Source organism: Allorhizobium ampelinum S4, assembly GCF_000016285.1.
Taxonomy (GTDB): Bacteria; Pseudomonadota; Alphaproteobacteria; order Rhizobiales; family Rhizobiaceae; genus Allorhizobium; species Allorhizobium ampelinum.
Map to the genome: position 1 here is coordinate 616,970 of NC_011988.1, position 17,682 is coordinate 634,651.

The 17,682-nt window shown below is 56.0% G+C and carries 15 protein-coding genes; 9 read left to right on the top strand and 6 right to left on the bottom strand.

The window, feature by feature from the left end; translation table 11 throughout:
- The first annotated feature begins 75 nt into the window (after nucleotides 1-75).
- From AVI_RS19940 to AVI_RS19960, 5 genes are all read left to right on the top strand, one after another.
- Entirely contained in the window at nucleotides 76-1,791 is a 1,716-nt protein-coding gene (locus AVI_RS19940) for an adenylate/guanylate cyclase domain-containing protein (RefSeq protein WP_012653941.1), read from the top strand.
- 192 nt (nucleotides 1,792-1,983) lie between these two features.
- On the top strand, nucleotides 1,984-3,336 hold the full coding sequence (locus AVI_RS19945; protein ID WP_012653942.1) for an adenylate/guanylate cyclase domain-containing protein: 1,353 nt from the start codon (nucleotides 1,984-1,986) through the stop codon (nucleotides 3,334-3,336).
- Between the two features lie 180 nt (nucleotides 3,337-3,516).
- Entirely contained in the window at nucleotides 3,517-6,231 is a 2,715-nt protein-coding gene (locus tag AVI_RS19950; protein WP_012653943.1) for an ABC transporter transmembrane domain-containing protein, read from the top strand.
- 35 nt (nucleotides 6,232-6,266) lie between these two features.
- Nucleotides 6,267-6,731: a cyclic nucleotide-binding domain-containing protein gene (locus AVI_RS19955; protein ID WP_012653944.1), complete on the top strand. Its 465-nt coding sequence runs from the start codon at nucleotides 6,267-6,269 to the stop codon at nucleotides 6,729-6,731.
- Nucleotides 6,732-6,889: 158 nt separating this feature from the next.
- Nucleotides 6,890-7,729, top strand: coding sequence for an inositol monophosphatase family protein (locus AVI_RS19960; RefSeq protein WP_012653945.1), 840 nt, complete (start codon nucleotides 6,890-6,892; stop codon nucleotides 7,727-7,729).
- On the opposite strand, the gene AVI_RS19965 is transcribed toward AVI_RS19960, so the two are convergent.
- From AVI_RS19965 to AVI_RS19985, 5 genes are read right to left on the bottom strand one after another with little or no spacing between them, the layout of a single operon-like run.
- Nucleotides 7,708-8,571, bottom strand: coding sequence for a glycerophosphodiester phosphodiesterase (locus tag AVI_RS19965; RefSeq protein WP_041698523.1), 864 nt, complete (start codon nucleotides 8,569-8,571; stop codon nucleotides 7,708-7,710). The genes AVI_RS19960 and AVI_RS19965 overlap by 22 nt on opposite strands.
- The gene (locus AVI_RS19970; protein WP_012653947.1) at nucleotides 8,564-9,646 is read right to left on the bottom strand and encodes an ABC transporter ATP-binding protein; all 1,083 of its coding nucleotides are present in this window, start codon (nucleotides 9,644-9,646) and stop codon (nucleotides 8,564-8,566) included. Before AVI_RS19970 ends, AVI_RS19965 begins: the two co-directional genes overlap by 8 nt.
- A gap of 43 nt (nucleotides 9,647-9,689) precedes the next feature.
- Nucleotides 9,690-10,499: an ABC transporter permease gene (locus AVI_RS19975; RefSeq protein WP_012653948.1), complete on the bottom strand. Its 810-nt coding sequence runs from the start codon at nucleotides 10,497-10,499 to the stop codon at nucleotides 9,690-9,692.
- 10 nt (nucleotides 10,500-10,509) lie between these two features.
- Nucleotides 10,510-11,400: an ABC transporter permease gene (locus AVI_RS19980; protein WP_012653949.1), complete on the bottom strand. Its 891-nt coding sequence runs from the start codon at nucleotides 11,398-11,400 to the stop codon at nucleotides 10,510-10,512.
- Nucleotides 11,400-12,545 carry an extracellular solute-binding protein gene (locus AVI_RS19985; RefSeq protein ID WP_041698525.1) on the bottom strand — a complete coding sequence of 382 codons (1,146 nt, stop codon included), beginning with the start codon at nucleotides 12,543-12,545 and terminating at the stop codon, nucleotides 11,400-11,402. Before AVI_RS19985 ends, AVI_RS19980 begins: the two co-directional genes overlap by 1 nt.
- A gap of 210 nt (nucleotides 12,546-12,755) precedes the next feature.
- On the opposite strand from AVI_RS19985, the gene AVI_RS19990 reads away from it, so the two are divergent.
- Nucleotides 12,756-13,376 carry a nucleotidyltransferase family protein gene (locus tag AVI_RS19990; RefSeq protein WP_041698528.1) on the top strand — a complete coding sequence of 207 codons (621 nt, stop codon included), beginning with the start codon at nucleotides 12,756-12,758 and terminating at the stop codon, nucleotides 13,374-13,376.
- 13 nt (nucleotides 13,377-13,389) lie between these two features.
- Here AVI_RS19990 and AVI_RS19995 read toward each other — a convergent pair whose 3' ends face one another.
- The gene (locus AVI_RS19995; RefSeq protein WP_041698530.1) at nucleotides 13,390-14,370 is read right to left on the bottom strand and encodes a mannonate dehydratase; all 981 of its coding nucleotides are present in this window, start codon (nucleotides 14,368-14,370) and stop codon (nucleotides 13,390-13,392) included.
- Nucleotides 14,371-15,184: 814 nt separating this feature from the next.
- On the opposite strand from AVI_RS19995, the gene AVI_RS20000 reads away from it, so the two are divergent.
- The 3 genes from AVI_RS20000 (at nucleotide 15,185) to AVI_RS20010 (ending at nucleotide 17,636) form a co-directional block, all read left to right on the top strand.
- On the top strand, nucleotides 15,185-16,483 hold the full coding sequence (locus AVI_RS20000) for an NAD(P)/FAD-dependent oxidoreductase (RefSeq protein WP_012653953.1): 1,299 nt from the start codon (nucleotides 15,185-15,187) through the stop codon (nucleotides 16,481-16,483).
- 363 nt (nucleotides 16,484-16,846) lie between these two features.
- Nucleotides 16,847-17,305 carry a DUF2269 family protein gene (locus tag AVI_RS20005; protein ID WP_012653954.1) on the top strand — a complete coding sequence of 153 codons (459 nt, stop codon included), beginning with the start codon at nucleotides 16,847-16,849 and terminating at the stop codon, nucleotides 17,303-17,305.
- Between the two features lie 49 nt (nucleotides 17,306-17,354).
- On the top strand, nucleotides 17,355-17,636 hold the full coding sequence (locus AVI_RS20010) for an acyl carrier protein (protein ID WP_012653955.1): 282 nt from the start codon (nucleotides 17,355-17,357) through the stop codon (nucleotides 17,634-17,636).
- The last annotated feature ends 46 nt before the right edge of the window (nucleotides 17,637-17,682 follow it).

Below are 17,682 nucleotides of genomic sequence, written 5' to 3' on the forward strand. Positions count from 1 at the left end.
CGGCGGTGATTTACAGGTCCTGTCAAAACTGCCATTGCTGGATCTTCGGAAAGTGGCTTTGAAGAACTGAAACCTATGGCCGTGGACGTCAAAAAAAGCCTCTGGTCGGAACGCCGGATACGCAAGGCCCGGCTCGGTTCGGGGTTGGTGATTTTCCTGTTCCTCGCCATGCATATGGCCAATCATGCCACCGGGTTGATTTCGGTGGATTTTGCCGATCGCGCCCGTTTGTGGTTTCTGGGTGTTTGGCGTACCCCCCCGGGCACAGTGTTGCTTTACGGTTCTATGCTCACCCACATGGGTCTGGCGTTGCGCGCCGTCTATATCCGCCGCAGCTTTACCATGCCGAAATCCGAAGCGTTGCAGATCGTGCTTGGCTTGGTGGTGCCGCTATTGATCATCGACCATATTGTTGCGACCAGGATTGCCTCCTCGCTCTTTCATCTGCGTGACAATTATCAGACGGTCGTTCATTCCATGTGGACCACGTCGCCTGTCGATGGATGGCGCCAATCGCTCGCCATTGTCATTTTATGGCTGCATGGTTGTATCGGAATCCATTTTTGGCTGCGCTTCCGACCATGGTATGAAAGGTCCAAAGCGGGTTTACTGACGGTGGCCATTCTGCTGCCGATCCTGTCCCTGCTTGGCTTTGTCGAGATGGGCCGCACGATTGCCAGCCCAGCCTTCTGGTTGAGCGGTTATCCAGGCGGTTACTATGACCCGACCGCATTGACGGACAGCGAAGCAGGGTGGATCCAGATTATCCGCTTGTCACTTTATGGGTTGTTTTTCCTATCTATCGGCATGGTTGTCGCCCTGCGTGTCGCCCGCAGAATGAACGAGCGGGCGCACCTTATCACCGTCCGCTATCCGAACGGCGAGGCTGTCAGCGTGCCGCGCGGCTTCACGCTGCTTGAGGCCAGCCGTCTGGCTGGACAACCGCATTATGCCGTGTGCGGCGGCAAGGGCCAGTGCTCGACCTGCCGCGTCCAGGTTATCGATGGAGAGCAGCTGTTGCCGCCCGCTGAAACGCTGGAACAGGGTACGCTCAACCGGATCAAGGCTGGCCCCGGTGTGCGGCTTGCCTGCCAGCTTCGGCCCATGGCGAACCTCACAGTCATGCCCCTTATGGTGGCGATGCCGCAAAGCGCCACGATCGATAGCAGTCATGAAGTGGTTCCGGGCCGCGAACGCGATATTGCCGTACTGTTCTGTGACCTGCGGCATTTCACGATGCTGACGGAAAGCCGGTTGCCTTTCGACATCGTCTTTCTGCTGAACCGCTATTTCGCCGTGGTCGGTCATGCCGTGGAAGAGGCAGGAGGGCGGCTGGATAAATTCATCGGCGATGGCGCGATGGCGCTTTTCGGCGTCACAGGTTCGACCGAGACCGCCTGTCGCCAGGCCCTGAAGGCGGCAAGCGGTATCATTGCCGGTCTTGAGGAGTTGAACCGGCAATTGGCCAATGAACTGACGGTGCCGCTTAGGATCGCTATTGGCATCCATACGGGTCCGGCTGTGGTGGGAACACTGGGTTACGGCAGCGTTCGTAATCTCACTGCGATTGGCGATACCGTCAATGTCGCCAGCCGGCTGGAATCGGTGGCCAAGGAATTCGAAACCCAACTGGTGATTTCCGAACCGGTCGCTACTCTGGCGGGGCTTGTGGTGCCGGAAAGCGCCGGACGGGAAATTTCCATTCGCGGACGTGCAGAGCTGTTAAAAGTCTTCATCCTGAATGAGGCGACACGCAATGCGCTCAACCTTTCCGAGGTTGGCAAAACATAACCTGCGGCGAAAAAATCCGATGCGAAAACAAAACGACAGTATCGTCTTGATTCCATTGTGTTGAAACATGCTGTATATAAGGCATTGTGGACGTTGTCTGCCATTGTCTGGAGTGGCGGAGATCCCTATTTCCTATCATGAACCCGGCCATGGCCTGTTTTTCAACGACGCGTCTTTTTGATGGGACCTTTCATGGCAACTACATCCGCACCGGTCTCGGCGATCTTCATGGAGAAAGTCGCCGATTGGCTGACACAGGCAGCCCTTTCCGGTAGCACTCTCGAGGATATTGTTCGGGGCTTTTGCGACCGGATCGCCGCCGCCGGTCTGCCAATCGTTCGGGTCCATTTGTCCTTTGCCATGCTGCATCCGCTTTACGAAGCTGTTGGCTTTACCTGGCGGCCACAAAGCGGGCTGATGATTGAAGGCTATCGTCACGATGCCGACAATACGGATATGTTTTTGCAGAGCCCCTATTATCAGTTGCTAAGCCGGGATCTCGATTATTTGCGCCGGCGCATTCCCGCCGAAGGCCCCGTTGAATTCGAGATCTTCGAGGATTTGCGCAAGGAGAATGTCACCGATTACCTTGCCTTCATGCAGCCCTTCGGCGATCAATCCGTGCAGGGCATGTTGGGCTCCTGGTCCACGGATGCCAAGGACGGCTTTAGCGAGGAGATGATTGCCGCGTTGCTGCGCATTCAAAACCATCTGGCGGTTGCCGCCAAAATGGCTGTACTCAGCAAGCTTTCCAACAATATGCTGACCACCTATCTGGGGGGCGATGCCGGCAAGCGGGTGCTGAATGGCCAGATCCGCCGGGGTGACGGCGAAACCATCCGGGCAGCACTTGTTGTCGGCGATATGCGCCAATCGACCATGCTGGCCGAAAAAGAAGGCCGCCAGGCCTATATCGATACGTTGAATGATTTTTTCGACGCGATCGCTGCACCGTTCAACCGCAATGGCGGACAGATTCTCAGTTTCCTGGGCGATGGGTTTCTGGCCGTCTATCCTTGCGACCGTCATAAAGATCCCTCCCGGCAGGCTTGTCAGGCGGCACTTTCGGCTGTTCGTGTGGCCCAGTCGCGGTTGGCGGACCTGAATGCGGAGCGTCGGAAAAAGGGTGCGGCCCCTATCGGCTACGGCCTCGGCCTGCATGTCGGCAATGTGATGTTCGGCAATGTCGGACTGCGTGACCGGTTGACGTTTTCAGCTTTCGGTTCGGCGGTCAATGAAGTGGTCAGGCTTCAGTTGCTCACCAAGAAATATGCAAGCGACGTGGTGGCCAGCCATGCATTCGCCGGCTATTGCGCCGGTGACTGGATAACGCTTGGTGAGGAAAAGCTGCGGGGGGTTCGCCAGCGGGTAACGATTTTGCAACCCGGTCCGCTCATGGCTAAAATGCAGAGAGATGACGTTGAAGCCGATCTGCATCGCACCGGTCTTTCGGAGGCCGAGCGTTTGATTCTCCTGCATCGCGATGCCGTCCAGTTGGATGGACAGAAAAGGTCCCAAGCAATGATGGACCGGTTTTTGCAATAAATCAGGGCTGGATGCCGGGAAACAGTCTCGATAGAGGAACAGAACGCGCCTCTAAAAGCTTGTGGAACGGGATCTTTGCATGACCGCTTTACAGCGAAGAGAAGTGCGCCATATATGATCAAAGGCGTTGTCGCGCGGCATGGGGCGTGGGACGACAGGCGCTGCATTTCACGAGTGACGATGGAAAAAAGCCTGGGGCGTTACATCTGGTCGAACACCTCTCTGCAACAGGTGTGGATACTGTGCATTGTCGGCCTGTCGATGATCCCCTATTTCCTGTCTTTCGATCTGCCCAAGCAGATCGTCAATGGCCCTATTCAAGGCCAGGGCTTTGAAGAGGCTGGGGCGACAAAGCCGTTCTTGCATGTTGCCTTCGACCTGCCATGGATCGGACATCTGGAAATCTTCAGCGGTTTCGAGCTTAACCGCCTGCAAATGCTGATGGCTCTCAGCGTCGTCTTCCTGTGTCTTGTCGTGCTGAACGGTTTGTTCAAATTCTACATCAACACCTATAAGGGGCGGCTTGGTGAGCGCATGCTGCGCCGCATCCGCTTCGAGCTGATCGATCGAGTCCTGCGGTTTCCGCCTGTGCATTTCAAGCGGGTCAAATCTGCCGAGATTGCCACGATGATCAAGGACGAGGTCGAGCCGCTGGGCGGTTTTACCGGCGATGCCTTCGTCCAACCGGCGCTTTTGGGTGGGCAGGCTCTGACGGCGCTAATCTTCATCATCCTTCAGAATGTCTGGCTGGGAATGATCGCCGCTGGCATGGTTTGCGTTCAGGCCGTCATCATTCCACGCATGCGTAGGCGGCTGCTGGAACTGGGCCGTCAGCGTCAGCTGACGGCGCGCCAGTTATCCGGGCGGGTTGGCGAAATCGTCGATGGCATTCATACGATCCATGCCCATGACACATCCAATTTTGAGCGCGCCGACATTGCCGCCCGTCTCGGCCTGATTTTTTCGATCCGCTACGATCTCTATCAGTGGAAGTTCATGGTGAAATTCATCAATAACTTCCTCGCCCAACTGACGCCGTTTCTGTTCTACGCCATTGGCGGGTATATGGCGCTGGAGGGCCGGCTCGACATCGGCCAGCTCATCGCTGTTATCGGCGCCTATAAGGACCTGCCGGGTCCGCTGAAGGAATTGATAGACTGGGATCAGGCCCGCCAGGACGTTCAGGTCAAATATGCTCAGGTGGTCGAGCAATTCGATGTTGAGCGATTGGTTGATGCGCGGGTTCACACGGTCGCGGCCACGCCGGTCGGCCCGCTTTCCGAGGCACTGGTGGCCTCGAATCTGGTGCTTTGCGACGATAGTGGCGCGCGCCTGCTCAATAGCGTTTCGCTGGATATTGCCCCCAATGAGACGGTTGCGATTATCGGTCAGAACGGTGGCGGCGGCGAGGCGCTGGCGGAAGCTCTCGGGCGTATTCTATGGCCGGAATCCGGCCATATCAGCATTGGTGGCCAGGATATTCTCACCATGCCGGAATCGGTCACCGGGCGGCGGCTTTCCTTCGTGTCCTCGGATGCCTATTTCTTCCATGGAACTCTGCGGGACAATCTCCTCTACGGGTTGAAACATGCGCCTTTGACAGATGTTACCTATGACGGACTGGCGGCGCGCAGAAACAAACGTGACCTTCTGGAGGCGCAGAGATCCGGCAATCCGCTTCTCGATCTCAACAGCGATTGGGTGGATTATCGATCGGCTGGCGCCGAAGGGCCGGATGGTCTGTTGAAGGTGATCCGTCCGGTTCTGGATGCGGTGACGATTTCCGAAGATATTTTCGATCTCGCCCTGCGTTCACAAGTGGATACGCTTGCCCATCAGGAATTGACAGAGCGAATCGTCGAGATCCGCCATGCGCTGCGCCGTCGTTTGCATGACGAGAATCTGGACGACATTGTCGTACCCTTCGAGGCCGATGCCTATAACAGCCAGGCGACGGTGGGTGAAAATCTACTTTTCGGCAAGATGAAACCCTTGATGATCGACGGTCAACGGTTGGCGGCCCATCCTTATTTTCGCAAGGTGATGCGTGATACCCGCATTGGCGATGCGTTCTATGCAATGGGGCTTGAAATCGCGGCGAATGCTGTGGAACTGTTTCGAGACCTTCCGCCCGACCATCCGTTTTTCCAGCAATTGACCTTCATGAGCGCGGAGGATCTTCCCGACTACGAGGCTTTGCTGCAAAAGCTCCATGGCACAGCCATAACGCAAGCCTCGGCCAGCGAGCGCAGCAGCATTATCCGCCTCAGCTTTGCCTATATCGAGCCGCGCCATCGTTTCGGCCTTTTGACGCAGGAGTTGATGGACAAGATCGTCGATGCGCGTCGCGAGTTTCATGCCGGAGTTCCCGCGGATCTGGCGGAAAAAATCGAACGTCACGACGTAGAACGGTTCACCCTGTCGGCATCGTTGATGGACAATGTGCTGTTTGGCCGGCTGGCTGTGCGTGAAGCCGATGCGTCTGACCGGATCCGTGCGATCATCCGCGACATTTTTAGAGACCTCGGCCTTGCCGAAAGCGTGCTGTCGATCGGGCTGGATTTCGATGTTGGCTCGCAAGGGCGGCGGTTAACCGCTGTCCAGCGCCAGAAGCTCAATCTGGCGCGGGCGCTGGTGAAGCGGTCGGATTATTTCATCTTCAACAGGCCCTTGTCGGCGCTCGATCAGCGGGCGCAGGATAAGATCGTCAGCCACATCATGCAGGACCTGCATTGCGACGGTCAGCGGCCCTCAATCATTTGGGTTTTGCCAAATGCGGATATAAGCGGGCTTTTTGACAGGATACTCGTGTTCGACAAAGGAAATCTTGTCGAAACCGGGAGTTTCGAAGAGCTTTCCGCCAAAGACGGGATGTTCAAACAGTTTCTCTCGTAATATCGTGATCAGGCGCGATAGGGGGTAAGACGCAAATGCTACTGAAGGACGAAGTCGAAATGTTGCGGCGTGTGCCGCTGTTTTCCCAGATTGCTCCAGCCAAGCTGAAGCTTCTGGCTTTTGCTTCCGACCGGATGACCTGTCGTGAGGGGCAGAACCTGTTTCGCCAGGGCGATGTCGGTGACGCAGCCTATGTCGTGCTCTCAGGGACAGCCGATGTTCTGGTCAATTCGGATGCTGGCGAGATCAAGGTCGCGGAAGTTCAAAGCAATTCAATTGTCGGGGAAATCGCCATTCTCTGCGATGTGTCGCGCACCGCAACCGTGCGGGCGGCCTCGCGTCTTGAAGTTTTGAAAATCAGCAAGGAAAACTTCCTGAAACTGATGAGCGATTTTCCCGAAATCTCCTCGGAAATCACCCGGGTTCTGGCGGATCGTCTCAATCACACGACATCCGAGCTGTCCGCGGCCCGCAGCCGCGAGCAACAATTGCTGAACTGATACCGAGAGCGATCGTGTCAGCATCCGGCATATCGGATAGCCGGGCTGTCATATATCCTTTACTTGCTTTTCTGCCCATTTCCGCGAAGTTTCGGCATTCATTCGACCTCGTTCTGTCCTGAATCGAGGATATTGTCCCAAACATCCCGGAATGTGCCATGACCGATCTTAGCGCCCGCGACCGTCTCGCGCCTGACAGTTCTCCACGCCTGTTAGCCCTTGCCAGCATTGCTCTCGAAGCCGGAGCGCTGGCGCGTCAATCGCTGCGTCGCCGTCATGTCGACCAGATGGTGTCCAAAGGTCCGCGCGATTACCAGACGGAAATCGATGTCGCCGTCGAGCGCCTGATCGTTGCCGGTGTCTCCGAGGCCTTTCCGGACCATGCCATCCAGGGCGAGGAAGAGACCGGCAACCGTACAGGTGGCCCAGATGCACCGGTCATCTATATTGATCCCATTGACGGAACCACCAATTTTGCCTGGGGTCTGCCGCATTTTGGTATGACCATCGCCATCGCCGAGCAGGGTAAAATCACCTGCGGGGTGGTTTATGACAGTATGCTCGATGAGCTTTTCAGTGCTGAAATCGGTAAGGGCGCCACTCTGAACGGCGAAAAACTACGGTGTGCTGATGTGGCCGATGTCCAGAATGTGCTGGTGGGAGCGGGCTTGCCGGTCCCCGGACAAGTGAAAAGCGTCGATGAGGAGCTCTATCACCGGGCACTCCGCCGGTTAATGGATAATACCGCTGGCGTGCGCCGTCTCGGGTCGGCGGCGCTATCGATTGCCTATGTCGCCTGTGGGCGGCTGGATGGGTTTTTCGAGGATGGCTTGCAGGTGCATGACTATGGCGCCGCAGCCCTGATTCTGACCGAGGCAGGTGGCGTGGTCACAGGCTTTGGCGGCATGCCGGTTGACGCCGGAGGCGGCATTCTTGCCGCCTCGCCAGCGTTGCATCCCTGGCTGCTCGCCGGGTTTCAGCCTGGGATGGACCGTTGATTGTCATAGAGTGCGATCAGCGCTTGAAGTCCGACCGGATCGTCAGTGGTGATCTGGTCGCATTTCAGCGCCAGCAGCCGCAGGACACGCGGTAGCGATGCCTCGTCTGCCCTGTTGATCGTATAGGCATCGATCCGTTTTCCAGCCGCATGGAAGGCGGCGACCATGTTGAAACCGCGATCCTCGGCAAACAGCACCGCCTCATGGTCGAGATAGATCATCTCGGCGTCGGGGATGGCGGCGACAGCATCGTCGATGAAGGTAACGAAGTCACCACTTTCCATTGCCCGTTCGATGGCGCCGCCATGGCAGGGATCGTAACCGATTGGCAGGCCGGGTAGGGCATCTGCCAGACGGGTGACGGCCTTTGCATCGCCCGCCGACAGGATAACACGGTCGCGCACTGGCCCGATGGCGGCAACGAAAGCGGCGATGTCCTGCTGCGTCAAGTCGCTGGCCTTTTCCTTCAGGTCCAGTTGCAATACGGCGCCTGCACGATGGGAAGTGCTGGCCAGAACCCGCCCGAGATCATCGATCAGCATGACTTTGTGGGTACTTGGCTGTCCATCATGGTCGCGCAGAAACAGGCTGCGCAGCTGGTCCACTGAGGCGCCGCGCGCCGGGCCTTGGCCGGTCGTGGCTTTGTCCAAAACCTCATCATGCAGCACGGCCAGGCCGCCACCGGCATGACAGACAAGATCGATTTCGACGCTGGCGCCAAGCGCCATGCCCTCGGTGATCCGGTCCGGCGTGAAAGAAATATCGCCCGCCTGCTTATGGCCGCGATGCCATTTCAGCATGGTTCTGAAACCGTCACGCTCGATAAACAAGCCGTCAGACATTGGCAAAGCTCCTTAATCGCTCGGCGGTCTGGGACACACAGATCACCTTATTGTGGCGAAAAACCCGGAAGGCCCTGACCTGCAATTCGGCGCGGTCGCCTTTTTGCCAGCCGGTTCCTGGATCGGTCATGGCCTTTACCCTCGTGCCATCACCGAGTTGAAGATCGACCATGAGATGGCTGCCGAAATCGATGGCCCGGCAGACAAAGGCCGCGTCCGCCCGGTCGGTGGGCGACAGATGCAGGGCTTCAGGCCGAACCGCCAGCACAGCATCGCCATCCTCTGGATTGCTATCGGCATCGACCGCCAAGGAAAGGTCAATATGGGTGAATGCGCCCCGGCGCATCATGCCGGGAATGAAATTCATCTGGCCGATAAAGCCTGCGACGAATTCGGTTTCCGGCTCGCGGTAGACCCGGTCCGGCGGGGCGATCTGCTCGGCACGTCCAGCCCGCATCACGACGATACGGTCGGCCAGCGCCAAAGCTTCGTCCTGACCGTGGGTAACGAACAGGGTGGTAATGCCAAGCCGCTGCTGGATATCGCGCACTTCCTCACGCAGGCGTTCGCGCAAATGCTGGTCGAGGCTGGCAAAGGGTTCATCCAGCAGCAGGATTTTCGGCTCCAGCACCAGCGAGCGGGCAAGTGCCACTCTCTGCTGCTGGCCGCCCGAGAGTTGATAGGTCTGGCGCTGGCCGTAATCCTTCAACCCGACCATCGCCAGCGCTGCCTCGACCCGGTCAGCGATTTCGCTTCTCGCCATGCCGCGCAGCTTCAGGCCGAAGGCGATGTTCTTGAACACATTCATATGCGTCCAGAGCGCGTGGCTTTGAAACACCATGCCGGTCGGTCGCCGTTCCGGCGGCAGACGGGTGACGTCCTGGCCGTCGATCCGGATCACGCCGCTGGTCGGTGCTTCGAAACCGCCAATCATCCGCAGCAGCGTCGATTTACCCGAACCGGATGGGCCGAGCAGGCAGACCAGCTCGCCATCCTCTACATGCAACGAAAAAGCATCGACGGCGGTGGAGCCGGGAAATTGCTTTGAAACGCGATCAAGGGTCAGTTGGGCCATGGGTGTTCGTTTCTGTTCCGGTTACAGGCGATGACGGGTCTGTTCAGGCGCCAAAGCCCTTGGCGAATGCGCCTGTGCCGATGGCGCGGCGGGCAAAGATCAGTGCGAGGAAGGAGGGAACCCACAGCATGACCGACAGCACCGCGCCATATTGCACCACCATCTGATTGTTGATGAAGGACACCATCAAGACAGGCATGGTGCGCACCTGCGGCGCGCCAATCAACCAGGCGCCTTCTGTTTCGTAAAACGTGCTGACGAAGGTCAGGAGCAGGGCGGCAAAGATGGTCGGCGCCGCCTGCGGCAGCGTAATCGACCAGAAAACCCGCAAGGGCCGGGCGCCCGCATCACGCGCCGCTTCTTCCATTCGCCGGTCTACATTCTGGAAGGCGGCAACCGGTATCCAGATCATGAGCATCAGCGTGCCGACCAATTGAATCAGTGCCACGCCCCAGAAGGTGCTGATCAGATGCAGCTTCAGGAAAATCGCCGCAATGGCCACCAGCAGACCGAATTTGGGGAAGGCATGCGAGGCAAGAAAAGACAGGAAAAGCAGATTGCGGCCCGGAAATTTCATCCGGGCAAAGGCATAGGCGGCCGGAAGACAGATCACCGCCGACAGCAGTGTCACCGTGGCGGTGAGGCGCAGGCTGAGAAAGAGCGCTTCCCAGACGTCGGCGCGGCCAAGCGTCAGGAACCAGAAGCGCAGGCCGAATTGCTGCGGGATCACTGATGGATAGCGCCAGACCTCGGTAAAGGCCCAGGTGCCGACCACCAGCAGTGGCAGGGCGATAAACAGGGTGAGCAGGCCTGCGAAAGCAAGGCCCGTCCAGTCGATCCTACCCACTCTCATCGCAGGGGCCTCATCGTGTTCGTTCCTGATTTCTGGCAATCGAATAGACATAGAACGCGCCGAAAAACAGGCAAAAGCCGAAGCTGATCACCGCTTGCGTGGTGGCATTCAGCGGATCGTTCAGATCGGCAAACGTTCGCTGCATGAAAGGCCCCATCATTTCTGGCGAGGCTGGGCCGAGCAGATAGGGCAGGGTAAAGGCCGAAAATATTCCGAGAATGGCAAAGGAACTGGCGACCAGGAAGGAATTGGCCATGCGCGGCAGGATGATATGCAAAAATACCTGCACAGGCCTTGCACCAGCGTCGCGCGCCGCCTCGACGGCATTGTTGGAAATGGCGCTGAGACCCGCCGTCAGCATCAGCACGGTCAAAGGCAAATTGTCCCAGACCAGACCGATCACGGGACCCCAGGGTGTCAGATAGGGCGTTGGCAGCTTCGGCAGGCCTACGGCGTGGAGCAGGATATCGACCGTGCCATTTGGACCGATGGTGCGGATCAGCGCATAGGAGAGGATGATCGACGGCACGAACATCGGAAAGATCGCCAGCGCCTGAACATAAGCGGCCAGCCTGCTGGAGGAAAAGCGCAGGTAGAGCGCAATCGGCACGCCGATCAGCAGCAGCACAACGCCACAGACGGCGGTGGTCCAGAGCGTGATGCCGAGATTGCGCAGGCTGTAGGTGTCACTGAAGAAGAACCGGTAGGACGCCGTTGAAACGTGCCACCCGCCCTCGGGCGAGGCCACGACAAGTGTGCCGATCACCGCCGAGATGATCGGATAAATGATTAGCCATCCCAAGAGCAGGATAGGAAGGGCGACCAGAAGCAGGCCAGTCAGCCCGCGTCCAGCTTTTGCCTCCCGCCCTTTATCAAGCGACAGCGAACTGGTCGCGCTCATCAACCCCGCGCCAGGCCTGGTGCGACATTGCGGAACCAGCCGTCATTGACCGCCATTTCCCAATCGCCGCTGGGGAATGTCGGGATCGATGCGGGAATGACATCGGCATATTTCTCGCGCAGGTCCTTGGAAATATAATCCCAGGACACACCCGGAAAGCCACCAAGCTCGGTGATGATTGCCGACTGGATTTCTTCAGACAGCAAAGTATTGGCGAGCTTCAGGGCGGCATCCTTGTTGGCGCCATTGGAAAAAATCGTCATACGGGCGAAATCGCCGCAAAGCGCCAGATCCGTCAGCTGCACAAGCCGTGTTGTGTCGGGCAGCACGCCCTGGGCAATCGATTGCAGCGCCTGATCGGACCAGACCGGTACCATGGTGACGACGCCTTGGGCAAGCAGCTGGATCGACTGCGAATTGCCGGAGGTATAGGCGCCCTTTTCATAAAGCGACGGGGCCAGATCGTTGAGGATCTTCCAGCTTGGCGGCAAGGCTTTTTCCGCGGCTTCCGCCGTGTAATTGCTGACGGTGAATTTGCTCGGATCGCGGCCATTCGCTTCGTGGATGGCACGGCGGACGAAATTGCCGCCTGAACCGCCCTTGTCGGGGCGGTTGTAAATGAACTGGCCGGGATTGGCCTTGATCCAGGCAATCAGCTGTTCCCAGGTTTTCGGCGCATCCTTCGGATCGAGCTTGGTGCTGTCATAGGCCAGAAGAACCTGCGAACCGCGATAGGGCAGCGACTGCGACAGATCGATCGCCATCGGGTTGACGCGGCCGAAATTGGGGACATTCTTCTCGGAAAATGCCACCCAGAGACCGGCATCGATGGAGCCGGTTGGCAGGCGCGGATTGAAGGCTTCAAACAGGTCTGCCTGCGGATCGTTGTTGGATTTCAAGGCGGCGAGGGCGCGATCACCAATCGCACGCAGACCGTTATTGTCGCCGGCATCAATCACCTTGATCGTCAGGTCACTGTTGGCCTTCTCGAAGCTTGGGCGAACGATGTTGTTCCAGAAGTCGATGATATTGGCATCGGAGCCGCTGTAGACATTGATTTCCTTGCCCGCAGCAAAGGCAAAATTCGGCACGGCGGCCAAGCCTGCGGTTGCGCAGGAAGCTAGCAGAAAGTCGCGTCTGTTCATCATCGGTCTCCGAAATGGGTCGAGATATAAAACCCCTGACATTTTAGGGCAGCGTTACCGCTGGACCGTGACAGCGACATGAAAGCTGGATGATGCTTTTGTGTCTTTTCGAACAAGGAGCTAGGTTGTCTCCTGCAAAAATTGGCCTTGCAAACGGGAGAGGCTTCTAATCATCTGTTGTTGTGGAGACAAAGCATAAAGAGTGTGCCGATGCCGGACCCGAAAACTGTCAGTACGGCCATTGTCGTTCTTGCCGCCGGGCAGGCGCGCCGGATGGGCGGCAGCGCCCATAAGCTTCTGGCTCTCTTTGATGGTGTCCCACTGATCCGTCGCGTGGTGGCGATCAGCCTTGCGAGCCGAGCGGCATCCGTTACGGTTGTCACCGGACATCGTCGAGAGGAGGTCGAGGCTTGTCTTTTAGATTTGCCAGCCGCGATGAGCTTCAATGCCGGATTTGCCGAGGGGATGGCATCCTCGTTGATCACCGGACTAAATTCTCCTGATGTGGCCGACAAGGATGGTGTCATGGTGGTGCTCGGCGATATGCCGGGACTGACAACGTTGCATCTCGATGCGCTGATCTTAGCATTCGAAAGCGCAGATGGCCGCGCCATCATCCGTGCAGCGTCAGGGGACGTGCCGGGTAATCCGGTTATTTTACCAGAGGCGCTTCGTCCGGCATTGCTGACATTGACGGGCGATAAGGGCGCCAAGGCAATCATCGCGGCCAGCACGCTGCCGGTGATCGATGTCGATATCGGTCCGGCTGCTCTTGTCGATGTCGACACACCAGACGCCATTATGGCGGCTGGCGGAGTGTTGAACGGATAACGTTCGTATTGGCTTACGTATTTGCCGAGTTCAGACTTTCGAGCAGCGCGGCGATATAGCCGTAGCAGAAGGCGAAGGCGACGCCGGTTGGATCGCGGCCGCTGATGGTGGGAACATGATCCGGCATCAGCATATATTGGTAGCCGACTTCGTGGTAGATCTTGACCGATCGCACCATGTCCATATCGCCTTCATCGGGAAAGGTTTCCATGAAGGACAGTTTACCGCCGCTGATATTGCGGAAATGGACGTTGAAGATCTTGCCGCGCGTTCCGAACCAACGAATGATATCGTCGATTTCCTCGCGCGGATTGTCCAGCATTTCACCAATTGATCCCTGGCAGAAATTCAGGCCGTGATAAGGGCTTTCGCGCATCTGCACGAATTTCTTCAATCCCTCCACTGTGCCGAGGACCCGGGTTACGCCCTTATAGCCAGGCGGCGTGTAGGGATCGTGCGGATGGCAGGCCAGACGCACCTTGTTGCTTTCGGCAACCGGCACGACCCGTTCCAGGAAATAATCGATCCGCTCCCAATTCTCATCCTCCGAAAGAACGCCAGCCAGTCCCGGTGCTGCGGCCTGATCGGCCTTGTCCCAGCGGAAGCTTTCATTCATTGAGCCTCCCCGGCCTTTCTCCATCGGAGTGCGGGGAATGCCGATCAGGTTGAGATTGTATTTTGCCGCCGGAATTCCGGCCGCGGCCAGGTTCTCGATCATCTTGCAAACCGAATCGATCTGGCGGTCGCGGTCTGGGCCGGCCAACAGGATATCCGGATAGGACGCTCTTTCGATTGGGCTGGAGGGCAAGGGCAATTGCAGCATGTCCAGGATCAGACCAAAGCTCTCGACCTTGTCGCGATGGCGCTCGATATCGGAAAGTGTCCAGCTGCGTGGATCGCCCGGCGGATCGGCGCAGATATGCTTGAGACCCAATTGGGCAAACACCCGATAATCGTCGTCGTCTCGCGCGCCAACCTGCGTTCCTAAATACATGACGCTCCTCCTCATGCAAGTGCTGTTTATCATGACATAATATGAATTTTACAGGGTGTCGAGTTATTTTGATGCTTTTTCGCGTGAAGGTCTATTGCACATTAACGCTTTTATCGAAGCTATTAGAAGTCGTTGTCCATGAAAATGGTGGTGCGAATATGGTGCAGTAGCCAGCAATCAATCACTTCATACTATGACACTTAGTTTGATATAATATGTGTTTGAGATGGCTCAGCGTCGTATCGAGCATGCGAATTTGCGTGGCGCGACGGGCCTCATCATAAGCTGTCTGAATCAAAAGAGATCCATGGTCGGGGTTCCCGGTTGGGGGATCATTTTCGACGGCGGACTCAATCTCCAAAAGGTGCATGGCTGAAAAAGTCAAATGGTGTGGGTTGCTCTTCCAAGGTGCCGAGCGCATCCGCTTTGATGAATGTCGATGGCTGCGCGAGGGCGTTCGTCGCAGAGCTGTTCATCGCATCTTTTGCAGAATGTCCAGGTGGGCTGTTGCAGCTGCATCGGAAAAGCGAGTGATGCTTTGGGGCTGAAACCTTTGATATGCATGCGTGTTTTGCGCTTGCTAACAAATTCGGACGCTGCTGCGAAAAAAACAATTACCTCTGATTGCATTGATCGTTGACAGTGGGTTAAATATTGCTATCCTTCGACTGAATAACAAAGATAGTTTTTTGAGAAAACAAGTCAAAAAAATTAGTAACGTAAAATATAAACTGGTTTATGAAATTTTGAGAATAACTCGTTCCATTCGAATATTTAAAATAAGCAAATTATTTAATTCTTATTGGAGGTAAGTGTGGCATCTGTCGCTATAATTGGTTCCGGTATTTCCGGACTGAGTGCAGCCTATTCGCTTGATAAAGACTTCGACGTTCATGTTTTCGAGCAGGACGACCGGCCTGGTGGGCATGCAAGCACAGTGGTCGTTTCTGATCCATTGGGTGATGTCGGTGTGGATACGGGCTTTATGGTGTTCAATCCGCCCAATTATCCTAAGCTTACCAAGTTTTTTGCTGAGCTGAACGTGCCGCTGACCGAGCATTCCGGTGGTTTCAACTTCTTCGATGTCGATGCCGGTACCTATTACGGCACAGAGGAATTTGAAAAGGACGAGGCTTATGTTAGGGCTAATTATGGGCCGGAATTCATTTCCGTCTGGGAGCAGGCGGATCGCCTGCTGAGGGAAGCGCCTCGCCATATCATGGAGGGCAAGTGTCAGATTCCATTGGAGGAATATCTCCGGACCTATGGTTATACTGACGACTTTATCAACGGTTACATGATCCAGATTTCCTGCTCATACTGGTCTGTCCCCGTTGAGGTTACATTGAATTCTCCCGCGGTCATGGTGATTGGCATGTTCCTTAATCATGGCAAGGATGGCCTTGGGGGGAAGGGTGTGAAGTGGCTTGCGGTCAAGGGAGGTGCCAAGGGCTATCTTGATATCCTGATTGGCGGCCTCAAGCGTCCACCAAGGTTGAATGCGGCGGTAACGTCCGTGCGTGCTCTTGCAGATGGTGTCGAGGTTCAGACCGGTGGAAGCTGGGAAAAATTCGACTATGCCATTGTCGCGACCCATGCCGACCAGGCTTTGAAATTGCTCGACAATCCAAGTGTGAAGCAGCGCGAAATTCTGGGAACGTTTGAGTACAATCGTTGCAGCACAGTTCTCCATACCGATTCATCCGTGATGCCTGTGCCGCCGCACAGGTGGAAGAGCTGGAATTACGGCTGTATGACGGTGGATGGCAAAAGGCGGCCCTATCTCGTCTATCATATGAATTCAATTCAAGGGTTTAAGGCGGAGCAGGACTATTTCGTGTCCTTGGATAGTCCGCTGCCCATCGATCCTGCCAAGGTGATTAAGACTTTCGATTACGAGCATCCGGTCATTACCATCGAAAGCAGCAAAATGCAGGCACGCTTGCCTTCGATCAATGACGATGGTCCGCTGTATTTTGCAGGTTCTTACTTCTCTGTCAGGGATCTCGGGCCGGATTTCGTCGGTTTCCACGAAAGCGGCGTCTATTCCGGTACACAGGCGGCGCGCCTTGTGAAACGGCATGCCGCAGCTCCAATCGGGAAGACTGCGTAATCTATCGAGTCGAGGCCTTTGCCTTTTTTAATCGAGACAAGATTTTCAGCGTAAGGCGCATGCGGCATCGGGTGCGCCTTGCTAGAAGTCATATATCGTCGAATAATAGGCGGCAAGTCATTTCCCTATCATAAGCTATTGGTATTATAAGATATTTCTTCCCTTCGCAATAAAGCCATAACGGCATCGATCACCCTGAGCCTGTTTTCAGGAATGGAAAATTGTGCCGTTAAGGTCGCTCGCCTAAGGGCCAAAACAATAGTCACGTTGCGACAGTCGAAAGCCGGCATGTAGCCGGATGTTGCAATCATTTGGGGTTCCGGGTGCTAATTTGCGTCTGGAGATGGTATCGCAGGATGGACCATGTCGGAAGTGCTCCTGTTCGTTCATGTTTTTGCCGCAACAATGTTCCTTGGTAATATTGTTGTAACAGCCGTGTGGAAACTGATTGCAGACCGAAGCAATAATCTTAATATACTAAGGTATGCAATAAAATTGGTTTTCCTGACCGATTATGTATTTACGTTCGGTGGGGCTGTACTCTTATCTGCGACGGGTGGATATATGGCTCGCAGCTACGGTATGAATTTCCTCGACACGCCGTGGTTGCTGTATGGAGTGGGCTGTTTTCTTTTGTCGGGCCTGTCCTGGATGTTGGGGCTCATTCCCAATCAGATCCGCCAGCGAAGGCTTCTCAACCAGGCATCGGATTTCGATGCGATTGCCGAGCCGTTCCGCGCCTTGGCGAAGCGTTGGTATCTCTGGGGAACCCTCGCCAATGTTTTCGCGATCTGCGCCTTGTTTTTCATGGTCACGCGGTGACGTGGCCGATTTTTAAAATGCATTTCAACGCAACAAAGGGTGACGAATAATGTCTGACGTTCAAACAAAGTTCAGCTACGCAGAAGCCAAGACCTGGCTGGTCGAAAAATTCGCTTACAAGCTTTCGGTTCCGGCATCGGAAATCGATGTGAACAAGATCTTCACCGATTTCGGCCTGGATTCCACTGAAACCCTCGTGCTTGCAGGGGAAATGGAACAGTGGCTCGGCTTCGAATTGCCGCCGACGGCCATGTGGTACCACCCGACCATCGAAAAGTTGGCCAATTATCTTGTCGAGGCCAAGGATCTCTTCGAAAAAGGCGAACTCTGAATTCCAGAAGCCAAAATCCAGCGAGGTATGGCCAGCGAGGTATGGC

Coding starts and splice junctions, on each gene's coding strand:
- AVI_RS19940 (WP_012653941.1), top strand. CDS start 76: ATGGCCGTGGACGTCAAAAAAAGCCTCTGGTCGGAACGCCGGATACGC.
- AVI_RS19945 (WP_012653942.1), top strand. CDS start 1,984: ATGGCAACTACATCCGCACCGGTCTCGGCGATCTTCATGGAGAAAGTC.
- AVI_RS19950 (WP_012653943.1), top strand. CDS start 3,517: ATGGAAAAAAGCCTGGGGCGTTACATCTGGTCGAACACCTCTCTGCAA.
- AVI_RS19955 (WP_012653944.1), top strand. CDS start 6,267: ATGCTACTGAAGGACGAAGTCGAAATGTTGCGGCGTGTGCCGCTGTTT.
- AVI_RS19960 (WP_012653945.1), top strand. CDS start 6,890: ATGACCGATCTTAGCGCCCGCGACCGTCTCGCGCCTGACAGTTCTCCA.
- AVI_RS19965 (WP_041698523.1), bottom strand. CDS start 8,571: ATGTCTGACGGCTTGTTTATCGAGCGTGACGGTTTCAGAACCATGCTG.
- AVI_RS19970 (WP_012653947.1), bottom strand. CDS start 9,646: ATGGCCCAACTGACCCTTGATCGCGTTTCAAAGCAATTTCCCGGCTCC.
- AVI_RS19975 (WP_012653948.1), bottom strand. CDS start 10,499: ATGAGAGTGGGTAGGATCGACTGGACGGGCCTTGCTTTCGCAGGCCTG.
- AVI_RS19980 (WP_012653949.1), bottom strand. CDS start 11,400: ATGAGCGCGACCAGTTCGCTGTCGCTTGATAAAGGGCGGGAGGCAAAA.
- AVI_RS19985 (WP_041698525.1), bottom strand. CDS start 12,545: ATGAACAGACGCGACTTTCTGCTAGCTTCCTGCGCAACCGCAGGCTTG.
- AVI_RS19990 (WP_041698528.1), top strand. CDS start 12,756: ATGCCGGACCCGAAAACTGTCAGTACGGCCATTGTCGTTCTTGCCGCC.
- AVI_RS19995 (WP_041698530.1), bottom strand. CDS start 14,370: ATGTATTTAGGAACGCAGGTTGGCGCGCGAGACGACGACGATTATCGG.
- AVI_RS20005 (WP_012653954.1), top strand. CDS start 16,847: ATGTCGGAAGTGCTCCTGTTCGTTCATGTTTTTGCCGCAACAATGTTC.
- AVI_RS20010 (WP_012653955.1), top strand. CDS start 17,355: ATGTCTGACGTTCAAACAAAGTTCAGCTACGCAGAAGCCAAGACCTGG.